17 protein-coding genes are annotated in these 19934 nt (G+C 64.8%); 9 read left to right on the top strand and 8 right to left on the bottom strand.

The annotated features are described in order from the left end of the window. Nucleotides 1-297 precede the first annotated feature (297 nt). Nucleotides 298-615, top strand: a complete 318-nt coding sequence (locus AC56K1_RS22410; RefSeq protein WP_497159990.1) for a BufA1 family periplasmic bufferin-type metallophore — start codon at nucleotides 298-300, stop codon at nucleotides 613-615. A 4-nt stretch (nucleotides 616-619) separates the two neighbouring features. Continuing rightward, nucleotides 620-2266, top strand: coding sequence for an MNIO family bufferin maturase (gene bufB, locus AC56K1_RS22405; protein WP_497159989.1), 1647 nt, complete (start codon nucleotides 620-622; stop codon nucleotides 2264-2266). Between the two features lie 25 nt (nucleotides 2267-2291). Here the strand turns inward: bufB and AC56K1_RS22400 are convergent, their stop codons facing one another. The 3 genes from AC56K1_RS22400 to fumC all read right to left on the bottom strand — a co-directional run bounded on the left by AC56K1_RS22400 (nucleotide 2292) and on the right by fumC (nucleotide 4358). Beyond that, nucleotides 2292-2582, bottom strand: a complete 291-nt coding sequence (locus tag AC56K1_RS22400; protein WP_497159988.1) for a DUF883 family protein — start codon at nucleotides 2580-2582, stop codon at nucleotides 2292-2294. A gap of 111 nt (nucleotides 2583-2693) precedes the next feature. Further along, nucleotides 2694-2906, bottom strand: coding sequence for an RNA-binding S4 domain-containing protein (locus AC56K1_RS22395; protein ID WP_497159987.1), 213 nt, complete (start codon nucleotides 2904-2906; stop codon nucleotides 2694-2696). 54 nt (nucleotides 2907-2960) lie between these two features. Beyond that, entirely contained in the window at nucleotides 2961-4358 is a 1398-nt protein-coding gene (fumC, locus tag AC56K1_RS22390; RefSeq protein WP_497159986.1) for a class II fumarate hydratase, read from the bottom strand. 107 nt (nucleotides 4359-4465) lie between these two features. Between fumC and AC56K1_RS22385 the strand changes: the two genes are divergently transcribed. Beyond that, entirely contained in the window at nucleotides 4466-5485 is a 1020-nt protein-coding gene (locus AC56K1_RS22385) for a FimV/HubP-related protein (protein ID WP_497159985.1), read from the top strand. 363 nt (nucleotides 5486-5848) lie between these two features. After that, nucleotides 5849-6823, top strand: a complete 975-nt coding sequence (locus AC56K1_RS22380; protein ID WP_497159984.1) for an HDOD domain-containing protein — start codon at nucleotides 5849-5851, stop codon at nucleotides 6821-6823. Between the two features lie 167 nt (nucleotides 6824-6990). On the opposite strand, the gene AC56K1_RS22375 is transcribed toward AC56K1_RS22380, so the two are convergent. Then, nucleotides 6991-7272, bottom strand: a complete 282-nt coding sequence (locus tag AC56K1_RS22375; RefSeq protein ID WP_497159983.1) for a flagellar protein FliT — start codon at nucleotides 7270-7272, stop codon at nucleotides 6991-6993. A 326-nt stretch (nucleotides 7273-7598) separates the two neighbouring features. Here AC56K1_RS22375 and AC56K1_RS22370 point away from each other — a divergent pair, with 326 nt between their 5' ends. The 4 genes from AC56K1_RS22370 to AC56K1_RS22355 all read left to right on the top strand — a co-directional run bounded on the left by AC56K1_RS22370 (nucleotide 7599) and on the right by AC56K1_RS22355 (nucleotide 13406). Further along, on the top strand, nucleotides 7599-10238 hold the full coding sequence (locus tag AC56K1_RS22370) for a M1 family metallopeptidase (RefSeq protein WP_497159982.1): 2640 nt from the start codon (nucleotides 7599-7601) through the stop codon (nucleotides 10236-10238). A 28-nt stretch (nucleotides 10239-10266) separates the two neighbouring features. After that, on the top strand, nucleotides 10267-12318 hold the full coding sequence (locus AC56K1_RS22365; RefSeq protein ID WP_497159981.1) for a M13 family metallopeptidase: 2052 nt from the start codon (nucleotides 10267-10269) through the stop codon (nucleotides 12316-12318). 222 nt (nucleotides 12319-12540) lie between these two features. After that, the gene (locus AC56K1_RS22360; RefSeq protein ID WP_497159980.1) at nucleotides 12541-13158 is read left to right on the top strand and encodes a class I SAM-dependent methyltransferase; all 618 of its coding nucleotides are present in this window, start codon (nucleotides 12541-12543) and stop codon (nucleotides 13156-13158) included. 71 nt (nucleotides 13159-13229) lie between these two features. Further along, nucleotides 13230-13406, top strand: coding sequence for a CsbD family protein (locus AC56K1_RS22355; RefSeq protein ID WP_497159979.1), 177 nt, complete (start codon nucleotides 13230-13232; stop codon nucleotides 13404-13406). A 57-nt stretch (nucleotides 13407-13463) separates the two neighbouring features. Here AC56K1_RS22355 and AC56K1_RS22350 read toward each other — a convergent pair whose 3' ends face one another. Further along, nucleotides 13464-14552, bottom strand: a complete 1089-nt coding sequence (locus tag AC56K1_RS22350) for an AI-2E family transporter (protein ID WP_497159978.1) — start codon at nucleotides 14550-14552, stop codon at nucleotides 13464-13466. A gap of 180 nt (nucleotides 14553-14732) precedes the next feature. On the opposite strand from AC56K1_RS22350, the gene AC56K1_RS22345 reads away from it, so the two are divergent. Then, entirely contained in the window at nucleotides 14733-14954 is a 222-nt protein-coding gene (locus AC56K1_RS22345; RefSeq protein WP_171086213.1) for a CsbD family protein, read from the top strand. A 61-nt stretch (nucleotides 14955-15015) separates the two neighbouring features. Here the strand turns inward: AC56K1_RS22345 and AC56K1_RS22340 are convergent, their stop codons facing one another. The 3 genes from AC56K1_RS22340 to AC56K1_RS22330 all read right to left on the bottom strand — a co-directional run bounded on the left by AC56K1_RS22340 (nucleotide 15016) and on the right by AC56K1_RS22330 (nucleotide 19766). Then, complete coding sequence (locus tag AC56K1_RS22340) at nucleotides 15016-15969, bottom strand: CE1 family esterase (protein ID WP_497159977.1); 954 nt, start codon at nucleotides 15967-15969, stop codon at nucleotides 15016-15018. Nucleotides 15970-16055: 86 nt separating this feature from the next. Continuing rightward, nucleotides 16056-18275, bottom strand: a complete 2220-nt coding sequence (locus tag AC56K1_RS22335) for a S9 family peptidase (protein WP_497159976.1) — start codon at nucleotides 18273-18275, stop codon at nucleotides 16056-16058. A 72-nt stretch (nucleotides 18276-18347) separates the two neighbouring features. Continuing rightward, nucleotides 18348-19766: an MATE family efflux transporter gene (locus tag AC56K1_RS22330; RefSeq protein ID WP_497159975.1), complete on the bottom strand. Its 1419-nt coding sequence runs from the start codon at nucleotides 19764-19766 to the stop codon at nucleotides 18348-18350. Nucleotides 19767-19934: the final 168 nt, after the last annotated feature.

Genomic DNA, 19934 nt, shown 5'->3' with positions numbered 1-19934 from the left:
TTTACAACCCTAAACCTTTACCTGCAACCCCCTCCCGATACCCTTCAGCAACTCATCTTCGGTAGCCCCTGGCAACTCATCTGCCACTTATCTTGGACAGCAGTGCGCCTGCGCGGGAACGACGGTCTTTAAGCAAACAAGTAGCGAACGGTAACTTTATCCCACTACTTTTGAACGTCACCCCCGCGCAGGCGGGGATCCAAGTTCGTTCCGCTGCCACCAGCTCCACACCCCGCCTTGCATCTTTCCCCCACCTGATAAATACTGTCGGCTTCCAACGAGCACCGGAGCATTCGCATGACACACCGCCACGCCCTGATCGCCGCCGCCCTTGCCAGCGTTTGCGCCACCCAAGCCGCCGCGCAGGACATGGGAGCGCCGAAAGGCGACCAGGAAGCCTGCTACGGCGTCGCCAAGGCCGGCCAGAACGACTGCGGCACCGCCAGCCACGGCTGTTCGGCTGCCGCCAAGACCGACAACGACCCGAACGAATGGAAGTACGTTGCAAAGGGTAGCTGCACCAAGCTCGGCGGTGCGCTCGAGGCGGGCCGGGTCGCGCAAGACAAGGCCCAGCCGGCCAAGGCCGAGCCAGCCGAAGCCGAACCGAAGAAATAATCCCATGCGCGCCCCGGACGCCGCTTGCAAGGTCGGCGTGGGGCTGCGCACGCCGCACTACCGCGCTTTCCTCGAAGGGCGTCCGGCGGCCGGCTTCATTGAAGTCCACAGCGAAAACTACCTGGCCCGCGCCGGCTGGGACTGGCACGTCCTGAACGAACTGCGCCGCGATTATCCGATCAGCCTGCATGGCGTCGGGCTCGGCCTCGGTTCGGCGCGCGGCTTTTCCCCCGCCCATCTGGAACGCGTACGCGCACTGGTCGAGGCCGTCGATCCTTTCCTCGTTTCCGAACACCTGAGCTGGGGTGCGCTGGCCGACCGCCAGCTCAACGATCTGCTGCCGGTCACGCTCGACCATGCTGCCCTGGCACTGGTGAGCGAGCGCGTTGCGCGGGTACAGGACGCTCTGGGGCGCCGGCTGCTGGTCGAAAACGTCTCGACCTATGTGCGCTTCCGCGCCGATGCGATGAGCGAAGCCGCATTCCTGGCCGAACTGGCCCGCCGCACCGGCTGCGCCATCCTGCTGGACGTGAACAATCTCTACGTCAACCAGCACAACCATGGCGAAGACGCGCTGGCCGCGATCGCCGCGCTGCCGGTGGGGAGCGTCGGCGAGATCCACCTGGCCGGCCACCTGGCAACGCCGCTGGCGCTGGTCGACCACCATGGCGCGGCCGTCAGCGATGCCGTCTGGGAGCTGTACCGCGCCGCCTTGGAACGATTCGGTCGCGTGCCGACCCTGGTCGAATGGGATGCCGATATCCCGCCGCTCGAGGTCCTGCTGGCCGAGGCCGCGAAGGCCGACCGGATTGCAGAAGACTACTCACTGCCGGCCATCCATGCCTTCCTGCCGCAGGGGGCAGGGCAGGCCGGCATCCCCGACGAGGCGCTTGCCAGCGTCCAGCAGCAATTCGGCAACGCGCTGTTCGACCGCCGGCAGGAAGCCAGCCTTGCGCCGCTGCTGAACGAGGGCGGAATAGGGCGCCTGGCCCTCTACCGCGGCAACCTGGGCGCCGGCTGGGAGCGGGCGTTGATGGATGCCTACCCGGTCGTGCGCCAGCTCGTCGGCGAAGAATTCTTCGAAGGAATGGCGCGCGCCTACGGCAAGGCCGCTCCTTCACTCGATCCCGACCTGGCCGGCTTCGGCCAGCGATTCGCGGATTTCCTCGACAGTTTCGCCCCGGCCGCGCCTTTTCCTTACCTGCCGGACATGGCGCGCCTTGAATGGGCCGTGCACCGCGCCCATCTGGCGCCGGACGTGGAGCCGGTCGGGATCGATGCGCTGGCCCGGCTCGCGCCGGAAGCGCTCGAGGCCGCCCGCTTCACTCTGCATCCTTCCGTGGCGCTGCTGCGTAGCCCGTGGGCAAGCGTGCCGCTCTGGCAGGCGCACCAGCCGGATGGGCCGGCCCTGCCATCAAACGTGCATGCGCCATGCGTGGCCCTGGTGGTGCGGCCGTGCTGGAAGGTGGAGGTGGTGGAGTTGTGCGTGCCGGAAGCTGCCGCCCTGGAGCGGCTGGTGGCAGGCTCCAGCTTCGGCGAGGCGATCGACGCCATGCTGGCCTGCGGGGAGGGCAGTGAGGCCCCGGACATCGGCGCCATGCTGCAGGCCTGGTTCAGGCGCGGCGTGGTCGCCGCAATCGTCCTGGACTGAAGACCGCGCTGCTGAAAGATGAAGCTTAGTGGAAAGCGCGCAGGACTCGCTGTTCGCCCGAATAGTCCTGGTAGCGCTCGTTGGCGGCGCGGGTGGCGGCCATCATGCGCTCGAGCTGGGCGTCTTCGAAACGCGCCAGTTCTTCGTTCGCGGCTTCCAGGGCCAGCGCCAGCTTGGCACGCGCAGTCTGGTAGAGCACGCTCGTGTAGTGATCGGTGTTCTTGAGCAGTTCTTCCGCGTTTTCGATCACCAGACGCAAGTCTCCGATGAGCTGTTCCTGCGACTGCGACTGCGCGCAGCGGTTCGGGGTTTCCATCGCTTCACCTTTGGCCGTTGATATTAGTCGATACCTGACGACTTAAAATATAAACAAGGAAGCCCCGTTCTGTTTGTTAGCGCGCAAACATAAGCCCGCCATTATGCGCAGTTATTGAACGCGGATCTGCACGTCGCCCAGGGTCACGGTCTGGCCAGAGCGGATCTTGGCGGTCTTGCGCAATTCCTTCTTGCCGTCGACCTTCACGCCGCCGCCGGCGACCAGGTGCTTGCCGGCGCCGCCGCTGTCGACCAGGCCGACCAGCTTGAACAGCTGGTTGACCTCGACGAATTCCTCTGTCAAATCGAACACTATTTTTTGCATACATTCCTCGGGGTGGTGAGGCGGCCTGGATCTTCCGGGCCGCCTTCTTGATCATTATTCGATTGCATCCGGCCGGGTCATGTCGATTGGCACGATCCACTGGTTGAATTGCTGCTCGTCCACGAAACCGGACTGCAATGCGGCCTGGCGCAGGGTCAGGCCGTCGTGCGACGCGGTCTTGGCGATTTGCGCGGCGCGATCATACCCGATGTGCGGCGCCAGCGCGGTTACCAGCATCAGCGATTTTTCCATCAGCTCGGCGATGCGGGCATGGTTCGGCTCGATGCCCTGGGCGCAGTGGGTGTCGAAGGAGCGCATGCCGTCGGCGAGCATGCGCGCGCTCTGCAGGAAGTTGTGCGCGATCATCGGCTTGAACACGTTCAGCTCGAAATTGCCCTGCGAGCCGCCCACCGTGAGCGCCACATCGTTGCCGAATACCTGGCAGCACAGCATGGTCAGCGCCTCGCACTGGGTGGGATTGACCTTGCCCGGCATGATCGAGCTGCCCGGCTCGTTTTCGGGAATCGTGATTTCGCCCAGGCCCGAGCGCGGCCCCGAGGCCATCCAGCGCACGTCGTTGGCGATCTTCATCAGGGCCGTGGCCAGGGTTTTCAGCGCGCCGTGGCTGGAGACCAGCGCGTCGTGCCCGGCCAGCGCCATGAACTTGTTCGGCGCGGTCTTGAAGGACAGGCCCGTGAGCGAAGCCAGCTCGGCGGCGATGCGCGGGGCGAAGTCCGGATGTGCATTCAGGCCGGTGCCTACCGCCGTGCCGCCGGCTGCCAGCGCCAGCAGGCCGCTCAAGGTGGAGCGGATCGCGCTTTCCGCGAACTCCAGCTGGGCGACATAGCCGGAAAATTCCTGTCCGAGCGTCAGGGGCGTCGCGTCCTGCAGGTGGGTGCGGCCGATCTTGACGATGTCCTCGAAGTCGCGCGACTTGCGCAGCAGCGTCGAGCGCAGCTGGGACAGGGCCGGCAGCATGTTTTTCGCCACGGCCAGCGCCGCCGCCACGTGCATGGCGGTGGGGAAGATGTCGTTCGACGATTGCCCCATGTTGACGTGGTCGTTCGGGTGCAGCAGGCGCTTCTCGCCGCGCTCGCCCTGGAGGAGCTCGGAGCCGCGGTTGGCCAGCACCTCGTTCATGTTCATGTTGCTCTGGGTGCCCGAGCCGGTCTGCCAGACGGCCAGCGGGAATTCCTGCGGGTGCTGGCCGGCCAGCACCTCATCGGCGGCGCGGATGATGGCGTCGGCCTTGTCGCTTGGTAGCTTGCCCAGCGAGCGGTTGACGGCCGCGGCGGCGCGCTTGACCTGGGCCAGGGCAGAGACCAGTTCCGGCGCCATGCGTTCGGTCGAGATATGGAAATGGTGCAGCGAGCGCTGAGTCTGGGCACCCCAGAGGCGATCCGCGGGAACCTCGATCGGGCCGAAACTGTCCTTTTCAATCCTGTTGTTCATGGGCATGTCCTGTCGAATGCAAGGCTGGGATTAAAGAGTTTATCGCAATGTCCGTTAATGACGAACAGGCTTCATTTTTGCATCTACTTATGGCGTTCCGGCTTCCCTTGTTATTCAGTTGCGCGCTGCTGGCCGGCGCCGCCCAGGCGGCCGAGCTCGGTGAGCCGCGCGTGGGCTCCTTCATTGGCCAGCCGCTGGTGGCCGACATCGAGCTCACCATGCTGGAAGACGCCGCCACGCCCGTGCAGGTGCGCCTGGCCAGCCCGAACGTCTACCACGGCGCCAACATCATCATGCCGCCGGTGCTGTCGACCTTGACCTTCTCCGTCATGCGGCGCGACGGCCGCCAATTCCTGCACATCACGTCCTTGAAGCCGGTCGACTCGGCCCACCTGCATCTCTACCTGGAGCTTGGCGACGGGGCGCAGCGTGGCGTGCGGCTGGCCACCTTGTGGCTGTCGCCGGATCCGCATCCGGCGCCGGCGCCGGTGGCGGTCGCCGCGCCTGTGGTGGTGAAGCCGGCTCCTGCCAAGGTCGCGGTAGTGGAACCAGTGCAGGTCGACAAGCCCGCACCTGCGCCAAGCCGTCCCAAACCGGTTCTCGTTGCGGCGCCGCCCAAGCCTGTGCCCGTCGCACCTCCCAAGCCGGAGCCGGTTCATGCGCCGGCCCCGGCGCCTGCCGCCTGCGCGCCGCAAGTCCAGCCAGAGCAGAACGCCTGCGCGGCCTTGGGCGTGAAGAACGCACTGCTGAACGAGCAGCTCGGCCAGCTCGAGGGCAAGGTCAAGGTGCTGCAGCTTGCGATGGGCGCTGCGCCGGCTGCCGTCGTGCCGGCAGCCAGGCCCTACAAGCTGAAGAAGAAAAAGGTGGAGCCTGCGCCGCCGGAAGCCGATACGCCCTGGCTGCTGGTGGTTGGCGGCATGACCGGTCTGCTGGCGCTGGTGGCGGGTGTGCTCGTGGCGATGCGCCGCAAGCGCTCCGCCAAGCGCAAGGCTGTCCCACGCCATGTCGAGCCGACCGTTCCCCTCGGGACGCGCCTGAAGGCGCGGCTGGGCAGTCTGGGCAAGCCGGCTAAAACACCGGCACCGCCCGCCCGCGAGGCTGCGCACGACTCGTCTACACAAGTTTGAGTTTTACGTTATACTAAAAATGTGGTCGTTTAGATCACAAACGGCACAGAGGCCTGTCGCAGCCACCACCGATAGCGTGGCGCGGAAAACAGGTAACGTTGAAGAAACGCCTGTGTCCGGAAGCAGTTCGTGAGCCAGCTTAGGCAGCGGACGCCGGATGCAACCGGCAAGAGGCGACGCCAGGAGATACCTGGTGTTCGCTCTCCCGAATTCCTTGCCTGGGCGCCCGCCCGGGTATGAACGAAGCGCCTGCGGGCGCTTTTGTCATTTCCGGCGTCCGGTTTTGCCATGCGCTGCGCATGGCCGGTCTCCTGTTGCGCACTGAACGGCGCTACAATCGGGGCACAGGAACAGCCGCATACTATGAAAAACTGGATCAATCGTTTGATGGGCAGCACCGACAGCCAGGTTGCTGCCGAAGCGGCCGCCGCGCAGCTTGACGCCGGCGCCCCGGACGCGCCGCCGGATGCCGCCCGGGCCGACGAACTGTATTACCTTTGGCTGCTGGGCCCGGCCGGCTTCGACGCGCCTGCGGAGACCGAACAACTGATCCTGGAGCAAGTCCGTAGTGTGGCGCAGAATCCGGCCGTGGCCGCCGAGCTGGTGCCGCGCGTGCCCGAGCTGATCCCCAAGCTGCTGCGCAGCCTGCGCGACGAGAGCGTGACGACCGGCGAGCTGGCGCGCCAGGTGGCGGAAGACGTGGTGCTGGTGGCCGACGTGCTGCGCGAAGCGAACAGCGCCTATTACCGTCCGATCACTCCGATCAAGACCCTGGACGCCGCCATCATGTTGCTGGGCCAGAACGGCTTGCGCATGCTGCTGGCTAGGGTCGCCTTCCGCCCGGTGATCCGGATGCAGGAGGCCGGTTTCGCGCGGCGTGCGGCGCCGCTGGTCTGGAACCATTCCGAGAAGTGCGCGGTCGCGGCCAGCCTGATGGCGCCGGGGCTGACGGCGGACATTTTCGAATCCTGCCTGGCCGGGCTGATGCAGGACGTCGGGTTGATCGTGGCGTTCCGCTTGGCCGACCGGGTCTGCCAGAACGGGAAGGTGCCGAAATCGGCGGCCTTCGGCGCGGAATTGCTGGCGCGCAGCCGTCAATTGTCGGCGGTGATCGCCACGCACTGGGACTTTCCGAACGAGGTGGCCGATGCGATCGCGTTGGCAGGCGATCCGGGTGGATCCAGCCTGGCGCAGGCGGTGGCGCAGGGCGATCATATTGCCAAGCTGCGGATCCTGATCGATGCGGGGATGCTGCCGGAGGACGATGCGCTGGTGGCGGAGGGGCTCAACAGCTTCCAGCGCCGGTGTTTGGGGAAGTTGAGTAACCTGGAGGAGTAGGGCGGGCGGGTCTCCCGCCCGCGCGTTCAAACTTCTTTCGCTCCGTCGGACGGTATTCGGACTCGTACACAAATTGCCCACCCTGCGAGGCGCGGCAATTCGGAAGCTGGCGGCCGCAGGAAATAAAAAAGGCACCCGCAGGTGCCTTCGCTTGAATCGCTGCTAAATCAATGCGCGCACATTGCGCGATCCAGTTGCCCCATCCACGGCTCGGTCACGTCGCGAATCGCGCGGTCGTTGGCCATCAGCTGCTTGAGCAGGTCGATCTTGCGCTGGCGCTTGGCGCCGTCCAGTGCCGGCACACCGCAGAGGGCGGCACCGGCGGCCACGCTTGCCTGCACGTTCAGCTTGTCGAAGGCATTCCATTCGCCTGCCTGCGCCGCGTTCTTCATCTGGCCACTCAGGCCAGCGAGGTTTTCGTACATCGAGAGAACGTCGTTCGATTTCATGTTGGCACCGAGGCAAGGTTCGCCGGCTGGATTACCGGCTATCTAAGCCATTTACGGATGCGCTTTCCGGAACTTTAGGGTTTCGACGAAAAATAATTGAAATATTTTTCGTCAGCCATGAATGTAGTCATTCATGCATGGTCAAGCGCCCCTGCATGGGCCAGAATGCCGGTCGCCATTCCACGATTTCAGCAGTTTGGCCCCGTTATTTGCAGTCTGTCGCATTCCAGGGGCAGGGCGCATGCGGCTTCCTTACCCTGCAGGCTGGGTTCTTGCGCCACGGCGCGAAGCCGACATCAAATAAAAACAGATTCGAGAGAGAACTTATGAGAGACATGCTAGTGGCGCGCACCGCTGCGGCGGCCGCGTTCGCGCTGACCGCGGCCACGGCGCAGGCAGAGGCACCGTTTTCGTTCGCGGCGACGCCGGGCAAGCTGCCGAAAGACGTGATTCCGCTGCAATATGCCGCGCATATCATGCCGGACGTCGCGGGCAACAGCTTCCGCGGGTCGCAAACGGTGGAGATCGAAGTCTTGAACCCGACCTCGACCATCATGCTCAATGCCGACCACCTGGAAATCGAGGCCGCGAGCCTGTCCGGCAAGGGCATCGGCAAACTCGCGCTGGCTCCCATCCTGGACAAGGCGCAGCAGACCCTGCGCTTCGACCTGCCGAAGCCGCTGGCGCCGGGTAAATACGAACTGGCCATGCGTTTCCGCGGCCAGATCAACCGCGAGGGACGCGGCCTGTTCTATGTCAACTACAAGGCGGGCGGGGCGGACAAGAAGCTGATCGCCACCACCATGGCCCCGAGCGACGCGCGCCGCATGCTGCCGACCTGGGACGAGCCGGCCTTCCGGGCCCGCTTCAAGCTGACGGTCGACGTCCCTGGCAATTTCAAGGCCTATTCCAACACCCCGATCGAGAAACAGGAAACGCTCCTTGGGGGCGTGCAGCGCATTTCCTTCGGCAATACGCCGAAGATGCCAAGCTACCTGGTCGTGCTGGTGGCAGGCGAACTGGAACGTTTGGCCGGCAAGCAGGACGGCGTCGACATCGGCATCGTCACCACCGAGGGCAAGCTCGGCTCGGCGGTCTTTCCGCTGGCCGCCACGCGCGACCTGCTGCACTACTTTAATCATTACTTCGGCATCCCGTACCCGCTGCCGAAACTCGACCAGATCGCGATTCCCGGCGGCTTCAATGGCGCGATGGAAAACTGGGGCGCGGTGGTCTATAACGAGCCGACCCTGCTCTACGACCCGAAGAAGAGTCCGGAGCGGGTCAAGAAATTCACCTTCAACATCAATGCCCACGAAGTCGCCCACCAGTGGTTCGGCAACCTGGTGACCATGGCCTGGTGGGACAACCTGTGGCTCAACGAAGGCTTTGCCTCCTGGATGGCGTCCAAGGCGACCCAGCACTTCCACCCGGAATGGCGTCCCTACCTGGACAGCGTGTCCGAGCGCGAATACGTGATGAACCTGGACGCGCGCAAGACTACCCACCCGATCCAGGCCCCGATCGAGAACGAAGAGCAGGCCGCGGCGGCGTTTGACGCCATCACCTATGAAAAGGGCGAAGCCTTCCTGCGCATGCTCGAGGCTTACCTGGGCGAAGAACCTTTCCGCAAGGGCATGCGCGCCTATATGGCCAAGCACCAGTATTCGAATACGACATCAAGCGACTTGTGGGCGGCGCTGGAGAAGGCCTCCGGCAAGCCGGTGGCCAGGCTGGCCTCGGACTGGACCACGCAGCCGGGCTTCCCCCTGATCAAGGTCGAGCAGGTGTGCGAAGACGGCAAGCGCAAGGTCACGCTGTCGCAAGAGCAATATCGCCTGGACGAGCCGGCCGTCGAGAAACGCCTGTGGAACGTGCCGCTGCAGGTCGGCACTGTCAACGGCAAGGCCTGGTACACATTGCTGTCCGGCCCGAGCACCACGCTCACCCAGGCCAGCTGCGAGGGCGCGCTGGTGGTCGATCCACACAGCGTGGGTTATTTCCGCCTGCATTACGATCCGGAGAGCTTCCGCGCGCTGGCCGAGCAGGCGCCGCGCCTGCCCGACAGCACGCGCCTGCGCCTGCTGGCCGATACCTGGAGCCTGGCCTCGAACGGCCGCATGGGGCTGGACGGCTACCTGAACCTGGTGCGGCGCTATGGCGAGGAGCCGCGCCTGGCGATATGGGAAGCGATCCTGTCGCACCTGCGCACGCTCGACTCGCTGGCACGCGGGGAGCCGGAACGGGCGCTGATCCGCCGCTTCTTCATCGATTTGGCGCGCCCGAAGTTCGAGCAGCTTGGCTGGGACGAAAAGCCGGGCGAAACCGCGGAGGACGCCCAGTTGCGCGGCATGCTCGCGACCTCGCTGGCGCGCGCCGGCGACCCGGTGGCGATCGAGCAGGGCCGCGCCCGCTTTGCGCGGCTGCTGCAAGACCCGGCCGCGGTGCCGCCCTCGATGATCGACTTCGTCACCGCCACCGCCGGCCGCTATGCCGACACCGCCACCTACGACATCCTGGTCGCCCGTGCCGCGAATGCCCCGACCAGCGAGGAGCGCAACCGCTACGGCCGCGCGCTCGCCGCAGCCCAGGACCCGGCGCTGGCTGCGCGCACCCTGCAGTGGCTGCTTTCGCCGCAGACCCCGCCCGACCTGGTGCCGTTTATCGTGGGCGGCATCGCCAACGAGCATCCCGACCAGACCTGGAATTTCGCTATTGCGCACCGCGACGCGCTGCTGAACAATATGGAATCCCTGGGCCGCAACGCCCTGTTCGCCAGCATCGTGTCGTCGTCCAGCAATCCGGCCCATGCCGAGATGATGGAAGCCTATATGCGCAAGAACTTCGGCCCCGATGCCGTGGTCGAAGCCGAGCGCGTCGGCAATGGCGTGCGCGTGCGCGCGGCCCAGAAGGCGCGCCTGCTGCCGCAGGTACGCGCTGCTCTCCAATATTTGCACCACAATTAAGTCACCACAACCTAAGTCAAGGGAAGCTATGAAAACCAGCTCGACTCCGATCAGGACTGCAATCACCCTGGCCATGTGCGGTGCCGCCTTCGCATTCGTCCCGGCCCAAGCCGCCGGGCAGGGCGCCGCGCCTGCCGCCAAGCCTGCCGCCGCCGTCATGCTGCCGGGCGACGATTTCTACGCCTGGGCCAATGGCGAGTGGATGGCCAAGACCGAGATCCCGGCGGACCGCGGTTCGTGGGGCGCCATGGTGGCGCTGGCGGACGAAAGCAACGGCCGCATCGTCAAGCTGATCGAGGAGGCGGGAGCCAGCAAGTCGGCCAGCGCCGAGGCGCGCAAGGTGGCCGATTTCTACACCGCCTACATGAATGAAAGCGCGATCGAGGCTGCCGGCCTGGCCTCGCTCAAGCCGCGCCTGGCGAAGATCGATGCGATCAAGGACCGTGCGGGCCTGGCGCGCACCCTGGGCGAATTCCTGCGCGCCGACGTCGACCCACTCAACGCCACCAATTTCAGCACCCCGAATGTGTTCGGCGTGTGGATCAACCAGGGGCTGACTGACCCGTCGCGCAATGTCCCTTATTTCCTGCAGGGCGGCATCGGCCTGCCGGACCGCGCCTATTACCTCGACGCCAGCCCGAAGATGGCCGAGCTGCGCACCAAATACCAGCAATACATCGTGGCCATGCTCAAGCTGGCCGGCTACGACAACGTGGACCAGCGTGCCGCCAAGATCTTCGCGCTCGAGTCCGAGCTGGCCGAAAGCCACGCCACCCGTGAAGAATCGGCGGACATCCAGAAAGCCAACAACCCCTGGACCATGAAGGACTTCGCCGCCAAGGCCCCGGGCATGGACTGGAACGCCTTCATGAAGGGTGCGCGCCTGGAAGGCCAGGACCGCTTCATCGCCTACCATCCGGGCGCGCTCAAGGGCGCCGCCGAGCAGGTAGCGGCCACCGACCTGGCCACCTGGAAGGATTACCTGGCCTTCCACAGCCTGAACCAGTATGCCGGCACGCTGCCGAAGCCTTATTCCGACCTGCGTTTCGAGTTCTACGGCAAGGGCCTGACCGGCTCGCCGCAGCAGTCGCCGCGCTGGAAGCGGGCGCTCGCGGCCACCAATGGCGCGATGGAAGAAGCCGTCGGCAAGATGTATGTCGCCAAATACTTCCCGGCCGAGAACAAGGCGCACATCCAGAAGATGGTTGCCAACATCAAGGATGCCTTCACCCGCCGCATCGACAAGCTCGACTGGATGGCGCCTTCGACCCGCGCCCAGGCCAAGGAAAAAGTGCGCACGATGTATGTCGGCGTGGGCTATCCGGATACCTGGAAATCGTATGGCGGCCTGCAGGTATCAAACAAGGATGCGCTGGGCAACGTGATGCGCGCCCAGGAATTCCACTATACCCGGCAGCTCGCGAAGCTCAAGCAAAAGCCGAACAAGACCGAGTGGGCCATGCCGCCGCAACTGGTCAACGCCGTCAACCTGCCGCTGCAGAACGCGCTGAACTTCCCGGCCGCGATCCTGCAGGCGCCGTTCTATGACCCGAAGGCGTCGGACGCGCAGAACTACGGCGCGCTCGGCTCGGTGATCGGCCACGAGATCAGCCACAGCTTCGACGACACTGGCGCCCAGTTCGACGCCCAGGGCCGCCTGCGCGACTGGTGGACCAAGGAAGACCTGGCGCATTTCCGGACCGCCTCGCAGAAGCTGGTGCAGCAGTACAACGGCTACAAGCCGTTCGACGACCTGGCCGTCAATGGCCAGCTGACGCTGAGCGAGAACCTGTCCGACCTGGCCGGCCTGGCCGCGGCCTATGACGCCTTTAAAGTCTCTCCGAGCGGAAAGGGCACCGGACCGGAAGCGGACCGCGAGTTTTTCACTGGTTTTGCGCGCAGCTGGCGCAGCAAGATGCGCGAAGCATCGATGCGCCGCGTGGTGCTGACCGACAGCCACTCGCCGGGCCAGTACCGCACCTATACCGTGCGCAACCTGGATGCCTGGTACAGGGCCTTCGACGTGCAGCCGGGACAGGCGCTGTATCTGGCGCCGGAACAGCGCGTACGGGTCTGGTAATACGGATCTTCAAGACCGTCGCTCCCGCGCAGGCGGGAACCCGAGTTTGGCTGGCCTGTCGAAACGCACGCGCGCTCTACAGCGCACGCAAAATTGGGTCCCGGCCTGCGCCGGGGCGACGTGCTGTGGTTGCGGGCCACGGGTTGCGGCGCGACTCGCCAATCGATAAACGGCATTAACGGCATAAACGGTGATAATGCGTCATCACTTCCAGGCACCCCGATGACTCCCGACGACATCTCCCACCGCACGCTCGACCACTACGACCGCAACGCCGACGCCTTTTTTGCCGGCACGATCGACCACGACGTGCGCCAGAACATCGATGCGCTGTTGAATGCGATCGAAGCGCCGGCACCGTTCACGATCCTCGACCTCGGCTGCGGCCCGGGCCGCGACCTCAAGACGTTTACCGAACTCGGCCACAAGGCCATTGGCCTCGACGGCAGCGAACGTTTCGCAAGCATGGCGCGCGCCTATGGCGGCTGCGAGGTCTGGTGCCAGGATTTCCTGCACCTCGACCTGCCGCAAGCGATGTTCCACGGCATCTTCGCCAACGCCTCGCTGTTCCACGTTCCCAGCGCCGAGCTGCCCGGCGTGCTCGCGCACCTTCATACCGCTTTGACACCCGGCGGCGTCCTGTTCAGCTCGAACCCGCGCGGCGACAACCGCGAAGGCTGGAACGGCCCGCGCTACGGCAGCTATTATGATTACGAAACCTGGAAAGGCTTCCTGGTCGCGGCAGGTTTTGTTCCCGTGCACCATTACTACCGTCCGTCGGGCTTGCCGCGCGAGCAGCAGCCCTGGCTGGCCAGCGTCTGGCGCAAGCCGGTGGGTTAGCTGGCGCACAGAGTGCTTCAAGCATGAGGCCTATGGTAGGACTTCGGTTCACAACCACCTGAGGTGAAGCAATGAACAAGGATCAAGTTAAAGGCAAGGCGAAGGACATTGGCGGCAAGATCCAGGAAAAGGTCGGCGAAGCCACCGGCAACCGCCAGCAGCAGCGTGAAGGCGTGTCCAACCAGGCTGAAGGCAAGGTGCAGAAAAAGGTCGGCGATGTGAAAGACATCGTCAAGGGCAACCGGTAAGTTCCTCCGTCCCCATGAAAAAGCCGCGCACTGCGCGGCTTTTTCATGGGCGGATGCTTAGCCGGCCTTGTGCTTTTTCCTGGCGTGGTCGCCCAGTACGTCTTCGATGTACAGCATCTCGACCAGCACCGCGAGGCCGGCCGCCAGCGGCGTTGCCAGGGCCACGCCGGCAAAGCCGAACAGTGTGCCGAAGACCAGTTGCATCACGATCACCAGCGCCGGCGGCAGGTCGACCGCCTTGGCCTCGATCAGCGGCTGCAGCACATAGCCTTCGACCAGCTGGATGCCGACGAACAGCAGCACCGTGTATAGGGCCAGGTCCGGGCTGATCGACAGCGCCAGCAGCACGGCCGGCACGCCGGCCATGATCGGGCCGAGGTAGGGAATGAAATCGAGCAGGCCGGCAATGATGCCGAGGATGAGCGCGAGTGGCACGCCGAGCACGCTCAGGCCGATCGAGGTGACAGCGCCGACGATCAGCATCGACGCCGCCTTGCCCATCAGCCAGCTCGACAAGGTATGGCCGAGCTCCTGCTGCACTTCGCGTGCACGGCTGCGCTTGCTTTGCGGGACCAGGCGAATGACGCCGCGGCTGTACACCTCCGGTGTCGCGGCAAAGTAAATGCCGACGAACAGGATGATGATCACATTGCCCACGGCGCCGACGACACCGCCGAAGAACAGGCCCGCATTCGGCACGATGCTGCCCATCTGCTTGACGATCTGCTCGGGCGGCGGAAGTTCCGCCACGACGCGCTTGAGCAAGGGATGCTGCTGCACTTCGCTTTGCAGGCGCTTGACGGCGGCCGGGATTTCTTTCGCCAGCTTGCCGGACTGCTCGGCGATCTGCGGCGCCATCGCCCAGCTGCCGAAGCCGATGATCGCCGCCAGCAGCGCGACCACGACAACCAGGGCCAGCTTGCGCTTCATGTGCAGCTTGCGGGCCAGGATCTCGCTGAGCTTATACAGCAGGATGGCGCACAGGATGCAGGCGAATACCAGCAGCAGGGCATCGGCGGCGAGCACGACGGCGGCGACGCCCGCGACGAACAGTACGGCGATGCCGCTGATCATGGTGACGCGGCGTGCGACGCGGCGCTGGGCCTGGGGTGGGTCGGCGGCGGGTTGCTGGTCTTGTTCGGTCATCACGATAGCCTGGTGAGCGGCGGCGCCGCGTTGACAAAAGATTAGCATTCACAGAAGCAAAATGTCGCGCGGCAGCGCGATGCCGTGCTATGTGCGGACGCGTACAGAAGGCCGTGAAGAGACGGGGTATTCTGGTCTCAACGCATGGCCATCCGGGCATGTTTTCTTTAGGAGAAGACCATGAACAAAGACCAAGTTGCAGGCAAACTGAAAGACATCGGCGGCAAGATTCAGGAAGAATTCGGCGACGCGATCGACAGCCCAGAGCAGGAAGCCAAGGGCCTGGCAAACCAGGTCGAAGGCAAGACCCAGAAGAAGCTGGGTGACGTGCGCGAGGCGCTGGACGATGCGACCGATGGCCGCACCACCACCACGACCACGACGACGACCCGCCGTCCATAACGCTCTTTTCTGAGCGTGATGAGAAACAGCCGCCCCGAGGGCGGCTGTTTTGTTTGATGGCTCAGGCTTTTGTGCTTGAGCGCTTGTCCCTGAAAAATTCCCACGCGGCTTCCGCGACCTCGACATCGGCATTCTGTGCGCCGACCAGTGCCTGGATGAAGCCGGGGTAGCGCTTGCGCCGGCTCGGCTCCACGTGGCCGCCGCCTTCGATCTTATAGAGGCCCACCTGCATACCGTCGCCGGCGTTTCCCCACATGAAGCGGGTGGCCCGGGTCTTGTCCCAAGCGTTACCTCCGACGACAGGCAGGACCTCCGGCACATCCGGCAGGCCGGCCAGCTCGCGCCACAGCTTCGCGGTGTCCTCGATGCTGCCCACCGGATCGGCGAACCAGAGGGTGTAGAAGTATTTGCCGCCGTCATATGGCATCAGGGGGTCAAGGGTGCATCCCACGATCAGGGCCGGTACAGGCACCGCGGGCATCCGGGCACGTCCTGGCGGCGGCATCGACGCCAGGACGGCCGAGAATGCCGCCAGCTTGTGCGGGACTTCGGTGGCCACCCGGTAGGCCATGTGGCCGCCGCGCGAGACGCCGATCACATAGACGCGCCCTGGATCGACCTCGTGTTCGGCAATCGCCTGGTCGATCAGGGCGGCGATGAAGGCGACATCGTCTTTCCTGGCCACGCGCACATCGCTGGCGAAACAATCGCTCCAGCCGGCTTTGCCCGCACCGGGCGCTGCCACCACCAGGTTTTCGCGCGCGGCAATTTCCAGCCACACGGACAGGGGCGAGGGTGGAAATGCCATCCCCAGCACCTGTTCGGGCGAGGCGCCGGCGCCATGCAGGACCACGACCAGTCCGCGCCTGGCCGTTGCCGGCTTGGCTGGTGTGGCGATCAGGTAGTGGCGAGTGCCCTCGGGTCGCTCCAGGCTTGCCCGCACCGGCGCCAGGCAAGGCGCGCTACTGGTGCTGGTCCCGTAAAAAGCGGTTTGAAGCAGGCGTTTGAATGGCATCGGCATGCGTACACGGAATAAAGAAATGGCAAAAAAACAGCCGCGTGTTGGCGCGGCTGCTTGGTCTTCCTGCAAGTGTCGCCGGCTTACTTCGCCTGCACGCCACCCAAATTCTTCTTGAAGAAAGCCTCGATCATTCCATACACGTGACGCTGGTTGACCTTGCCCGAGATGCCGTGCTTGGCGCCCGGATAGGTCATCAGTTCGAACTGCACGTTGCGCTTGACCAGCTCGTCGATCAGGCGCGTGGTGTTGGTGAACAGGACGTTGTCGTCGGCCATGCCGTGCACCAGGAGCAGGGGCGACTTCATGCCGTCGAGGTGGGCGAACACGCCGCTGCGCTTGTAGGCTTCCGGGTCCGACTTCGGCGTGCCGCCGACGAACTGTTCGGTGTAGTGGGTGTCGTACAGTGCCCAGTCGGTCACCGGCGCCACCGACACGCCCATGGCGATCTTGTCGGATGCTGCCGCCAGCAGGCGCAGCGTCATGTAGCCGCCGTAGCTCCAGCCGAATACGCCGACGCGCTTCGGATCGACGAAGCTCTGCTTGGCCAGCCAGTCGATGCCGGTCAGCTGGTCTTCCACCTCGACCTTGCCGAGGTTGTTGTAGAGGGCGTCGGTGAAGGCGCGCTCGCGGCGGCTCGATCCGCGGTTATCCAGGCGGAACACCACGAAGCCCTGCTGCGCCATGTACTGGTCAAAATAATTGCCCCAGGTGCGGGTCACGCGCTGCGAGTGCGGGCCGCCATAGGTGAACAGGAAGACCGGGTAGCGGCGGGTGGCGTCGAAATTGGCCGGCTTGATGATTGAATAGTGCAGGGTCTGGCCGTCGTTGGCCTTCATCGTGCCGTATTCGGTCGGCAGGTGGTCGGCGACGAACTTGCCATACGGGTGCTTCGCGTCGAGCGCGTTCTTTTCCAGCCATTCCACCATCGAACCGTCAGCGCGGCGGATCGAGACTTGCGGCGGGGTGGTCGGGCTCGAATAGGTGTCGACAAAAATCTTGCCGTTGCCTGCGAACGAGGCGTCGTGCCAGCCGTCGCCGCTGGTGATGCGGGCCGGGGCGCCGGCATTGCTGCCGTCGAGCTTGAGCGCATAGGTCTGCTTGTCGATGACGGCATCCTTGTTCGACGAGACATACACCTTGCCTGCAGCTTCATCGACCGCCAGGATACTGTCCACGCCCCATTCGCCTTTCGACAGCGGATGCATCAGCTTGCCGTCCAGGCCCACCAGGTAGAGGTGGTTGCGGCCGCTGCGCTCCGAGGCCCAGATGAAGGCGGGTCGTTTCTTCAAGAAGCGCAGATCGTTGTGGATGCTGACCCAGGTCTTCGAGGTCTCGCTGAGCAGCGGACGCTGGGCCAGGGTGTCGACGTCGACGGCGATCAAGTCGAGGCGTTTCTGGTCGCGGGTCTGGCGCTGGTAGACCAGGGTTTTCGCATCGGCGCTGAAGTCGGCGCGCACCAGGTAGATGTCTTTTTCGGGACCGAGGTCGATTCTGCGTTGCTGGCCGGTGGCCGGGTTGACGACCATCAGCTCGATCAGCACGTTCGGATCGCCCGCAGCCGGGTAGTGCTGGTCGATCACTTCGGTGCGGTCGGCAAAGATCTCGAAGCGGCGCACGACCGGCACCGGGGCTTCGTCGTAGCGGCGGTAGGCGATCGCGGAATCGTCCGGCGCCCAGTAATAGCCGGTGTGCTGGTCCATTTCTTCCTGCGCGACGAACTCCGCTTCGCCGTTGTGGATGGTGCCTTTTCCGTCCGTGGTCAACTGGCGCTCGGCGCCGCTCTGCAGGTCGATCACCATCAGGTTCTGGTTGCGTACGAACGAGACGTAGCGGCCTTTCGGCGAAATCTTCGGGTCGATCACATTGCCCGAGGCGACCTTGCGCGGCGCGTCCGGCTTGGCCGCGTCCACCAGGTAGAGGTCGCCACCGATCGGCACCAGCAGCTGCTTGCCGTCGGGCGACCAGTTATAGGTCAGGATGCCCGACAGGCCGGCGGTACGGGCGCGCTCGCGGCGCGCTTTTTCTTCCAGCGACAACTCCTCGTTCGGCACCAGGCGCTTGGAATCGACCAGGCGCTGGGTGGTCTTGGTCTTCATGTTGTATTCCCACAGGTCCAGCTGGTACTGGTTGTCGGCACGGCCGCGCAGGAAGGTGACGCGTTCGCCGTCGGGCGAGACGCGCAGGTTCTTCACGGCGGCGCCGGCCAGGGCCGGATCGCCGTAGATGCGGTCCAGCGTCAGGCGTTCGGCCGAGGCGGGAGCGGCCGCGAGAGCGGCCAGGAGGAACAGGAGAGGGCGCATGAAATGTCTATGGTGTAAGTTAATTTGCTACAACGGCGGAACGATACCAGAGTCCCCCTTGAAAAGCTGTAATTACGTCGGGACTTTCCGCGCTGCCCCCTCGCGAATGCGCTGGCGCGCGATCTTCTCGAAGGCCCAGGTCAGCAGCACCGCCGCAATGGTCAATGCCGCGACCAGGCCGATCCAGAAACCGGTGGTCTGCATGGGCGCGTCCGGGATCCAGGGGAACCACTGCGGCGCCAGCCCGAGGATGCAGCCCAGCGGCAGCGACACGCCCCAGAAGGCGACCAGCTGGATGAGCATGGGCGGGCGCGTCACCTGGTAGCCGCGGATGGCGGAAGCCGTCGCCACCTGGGTCGCATCGGACAACTGGAACAGCGCCGCGAACAGCAGCAGGTGGGCGCAGGCCGCCTGCACCGCCGGGTCGGAGGTATAGGCCGCTGCGATTTCCCAGCGGAACAGCGCGATGAACAGCGCCGACAGCGCCCCGAAGGCCACCGACATGCCCACGCCCACCCAGCCGATGAAGCGGGCGCGCTGCGGATTGCCTTCGCCCATGGCCTGGCCCACGCGGGTCATCATGCCGATCGAAAAGCTGAGCGGTACCATGAAGACCAGCGAGGCGAAATTCAGCGCCACCTGGTGTGAAGACACCGCCACCACGCCGAAGCGCGCCACCAGCAGGCTGATCAGGGCGAAGGCGCTGACTTCGGCAAAATAGGTGATGCCGATCGGCACGCCCAGGCGCAGCATGTGGCCGATCTCGGCCCAGTCCGGGCCTTCCCAGCCGGTGAAGGGGTAGGTGAGGCGGTAGGCCGGTGCATACCGTACCCAGAACACCATGGCCCCGAGCATCAGCCACATGCCCACCGCGGTCGAGATTGCGCAGCCGACCGCGCCCAGGGCCGGGAAGCCCCAGTTGCCATAGACCAGCAGCCAGTTCGAGGCCACGTTGAACAGCAGGCCGAAGATGGCGATCCACATGATCGGGAGGGTCTGGTTGATGCTGGTGGTGTAGCCGTACAGCGCGCGGTAGCAGGCAAAGGCCGGCATGCCCAGGCTGATCACGTGCAGGAACAGCGCCGCGCGATCGGCGACGTGCTGCTCCAACCCGACGTGGTCGAACAGCAGGGTGCACAGGTTGGCGAACAGGCAGGCCACCAGGCCGACGATCACGCCTTTCCACAGCGACTGGCGCACCGAATGCGGGACGTGGTCGTAGCGCGCCGCGCCGATCTCGTGGGCGACGACGGTGTTGATCGCCATCATCGTGCCCATTACGGTGACCAGCACGATCGACCAGACCGAGGTGCCGAGCGAGACGGCGGCGAGTTCCTCGGCGCTGACGTGCCCGGTCATCGCCACGTCGGCCACGCCCATGCCCACCGTCGCGAGCTGGCCGACCAGCATCGGCCAGGACAGGCGCCACAGCGTGGCGATTTCGGTACGGACCGGGGCTGCGGTCGTGGCGGGAGAAAGGGCGGCGGTCATGGCGGCTGGAGGCGGTAACGGGAGGCCGCCATTTTACTGACTAAGCGGCAAGTTCGGGCTGCTCCTGCGCGCATGTGCTACGGCGCCATGCAAGGAGGATAAATCAATTGCTCATCTGTTCTTGAGCGTGCACAACAACGCTTGCGCAAAACTGCACGACCTTAGGAA

It is taken from the genome of Telluria sp. ZB4P37 (genome assembly GCF_059685855.1).
Note: the sequence above shows the minus strand (reverse complement) of the source record. Positions and strands in the feature narration are given on the sequence as shown.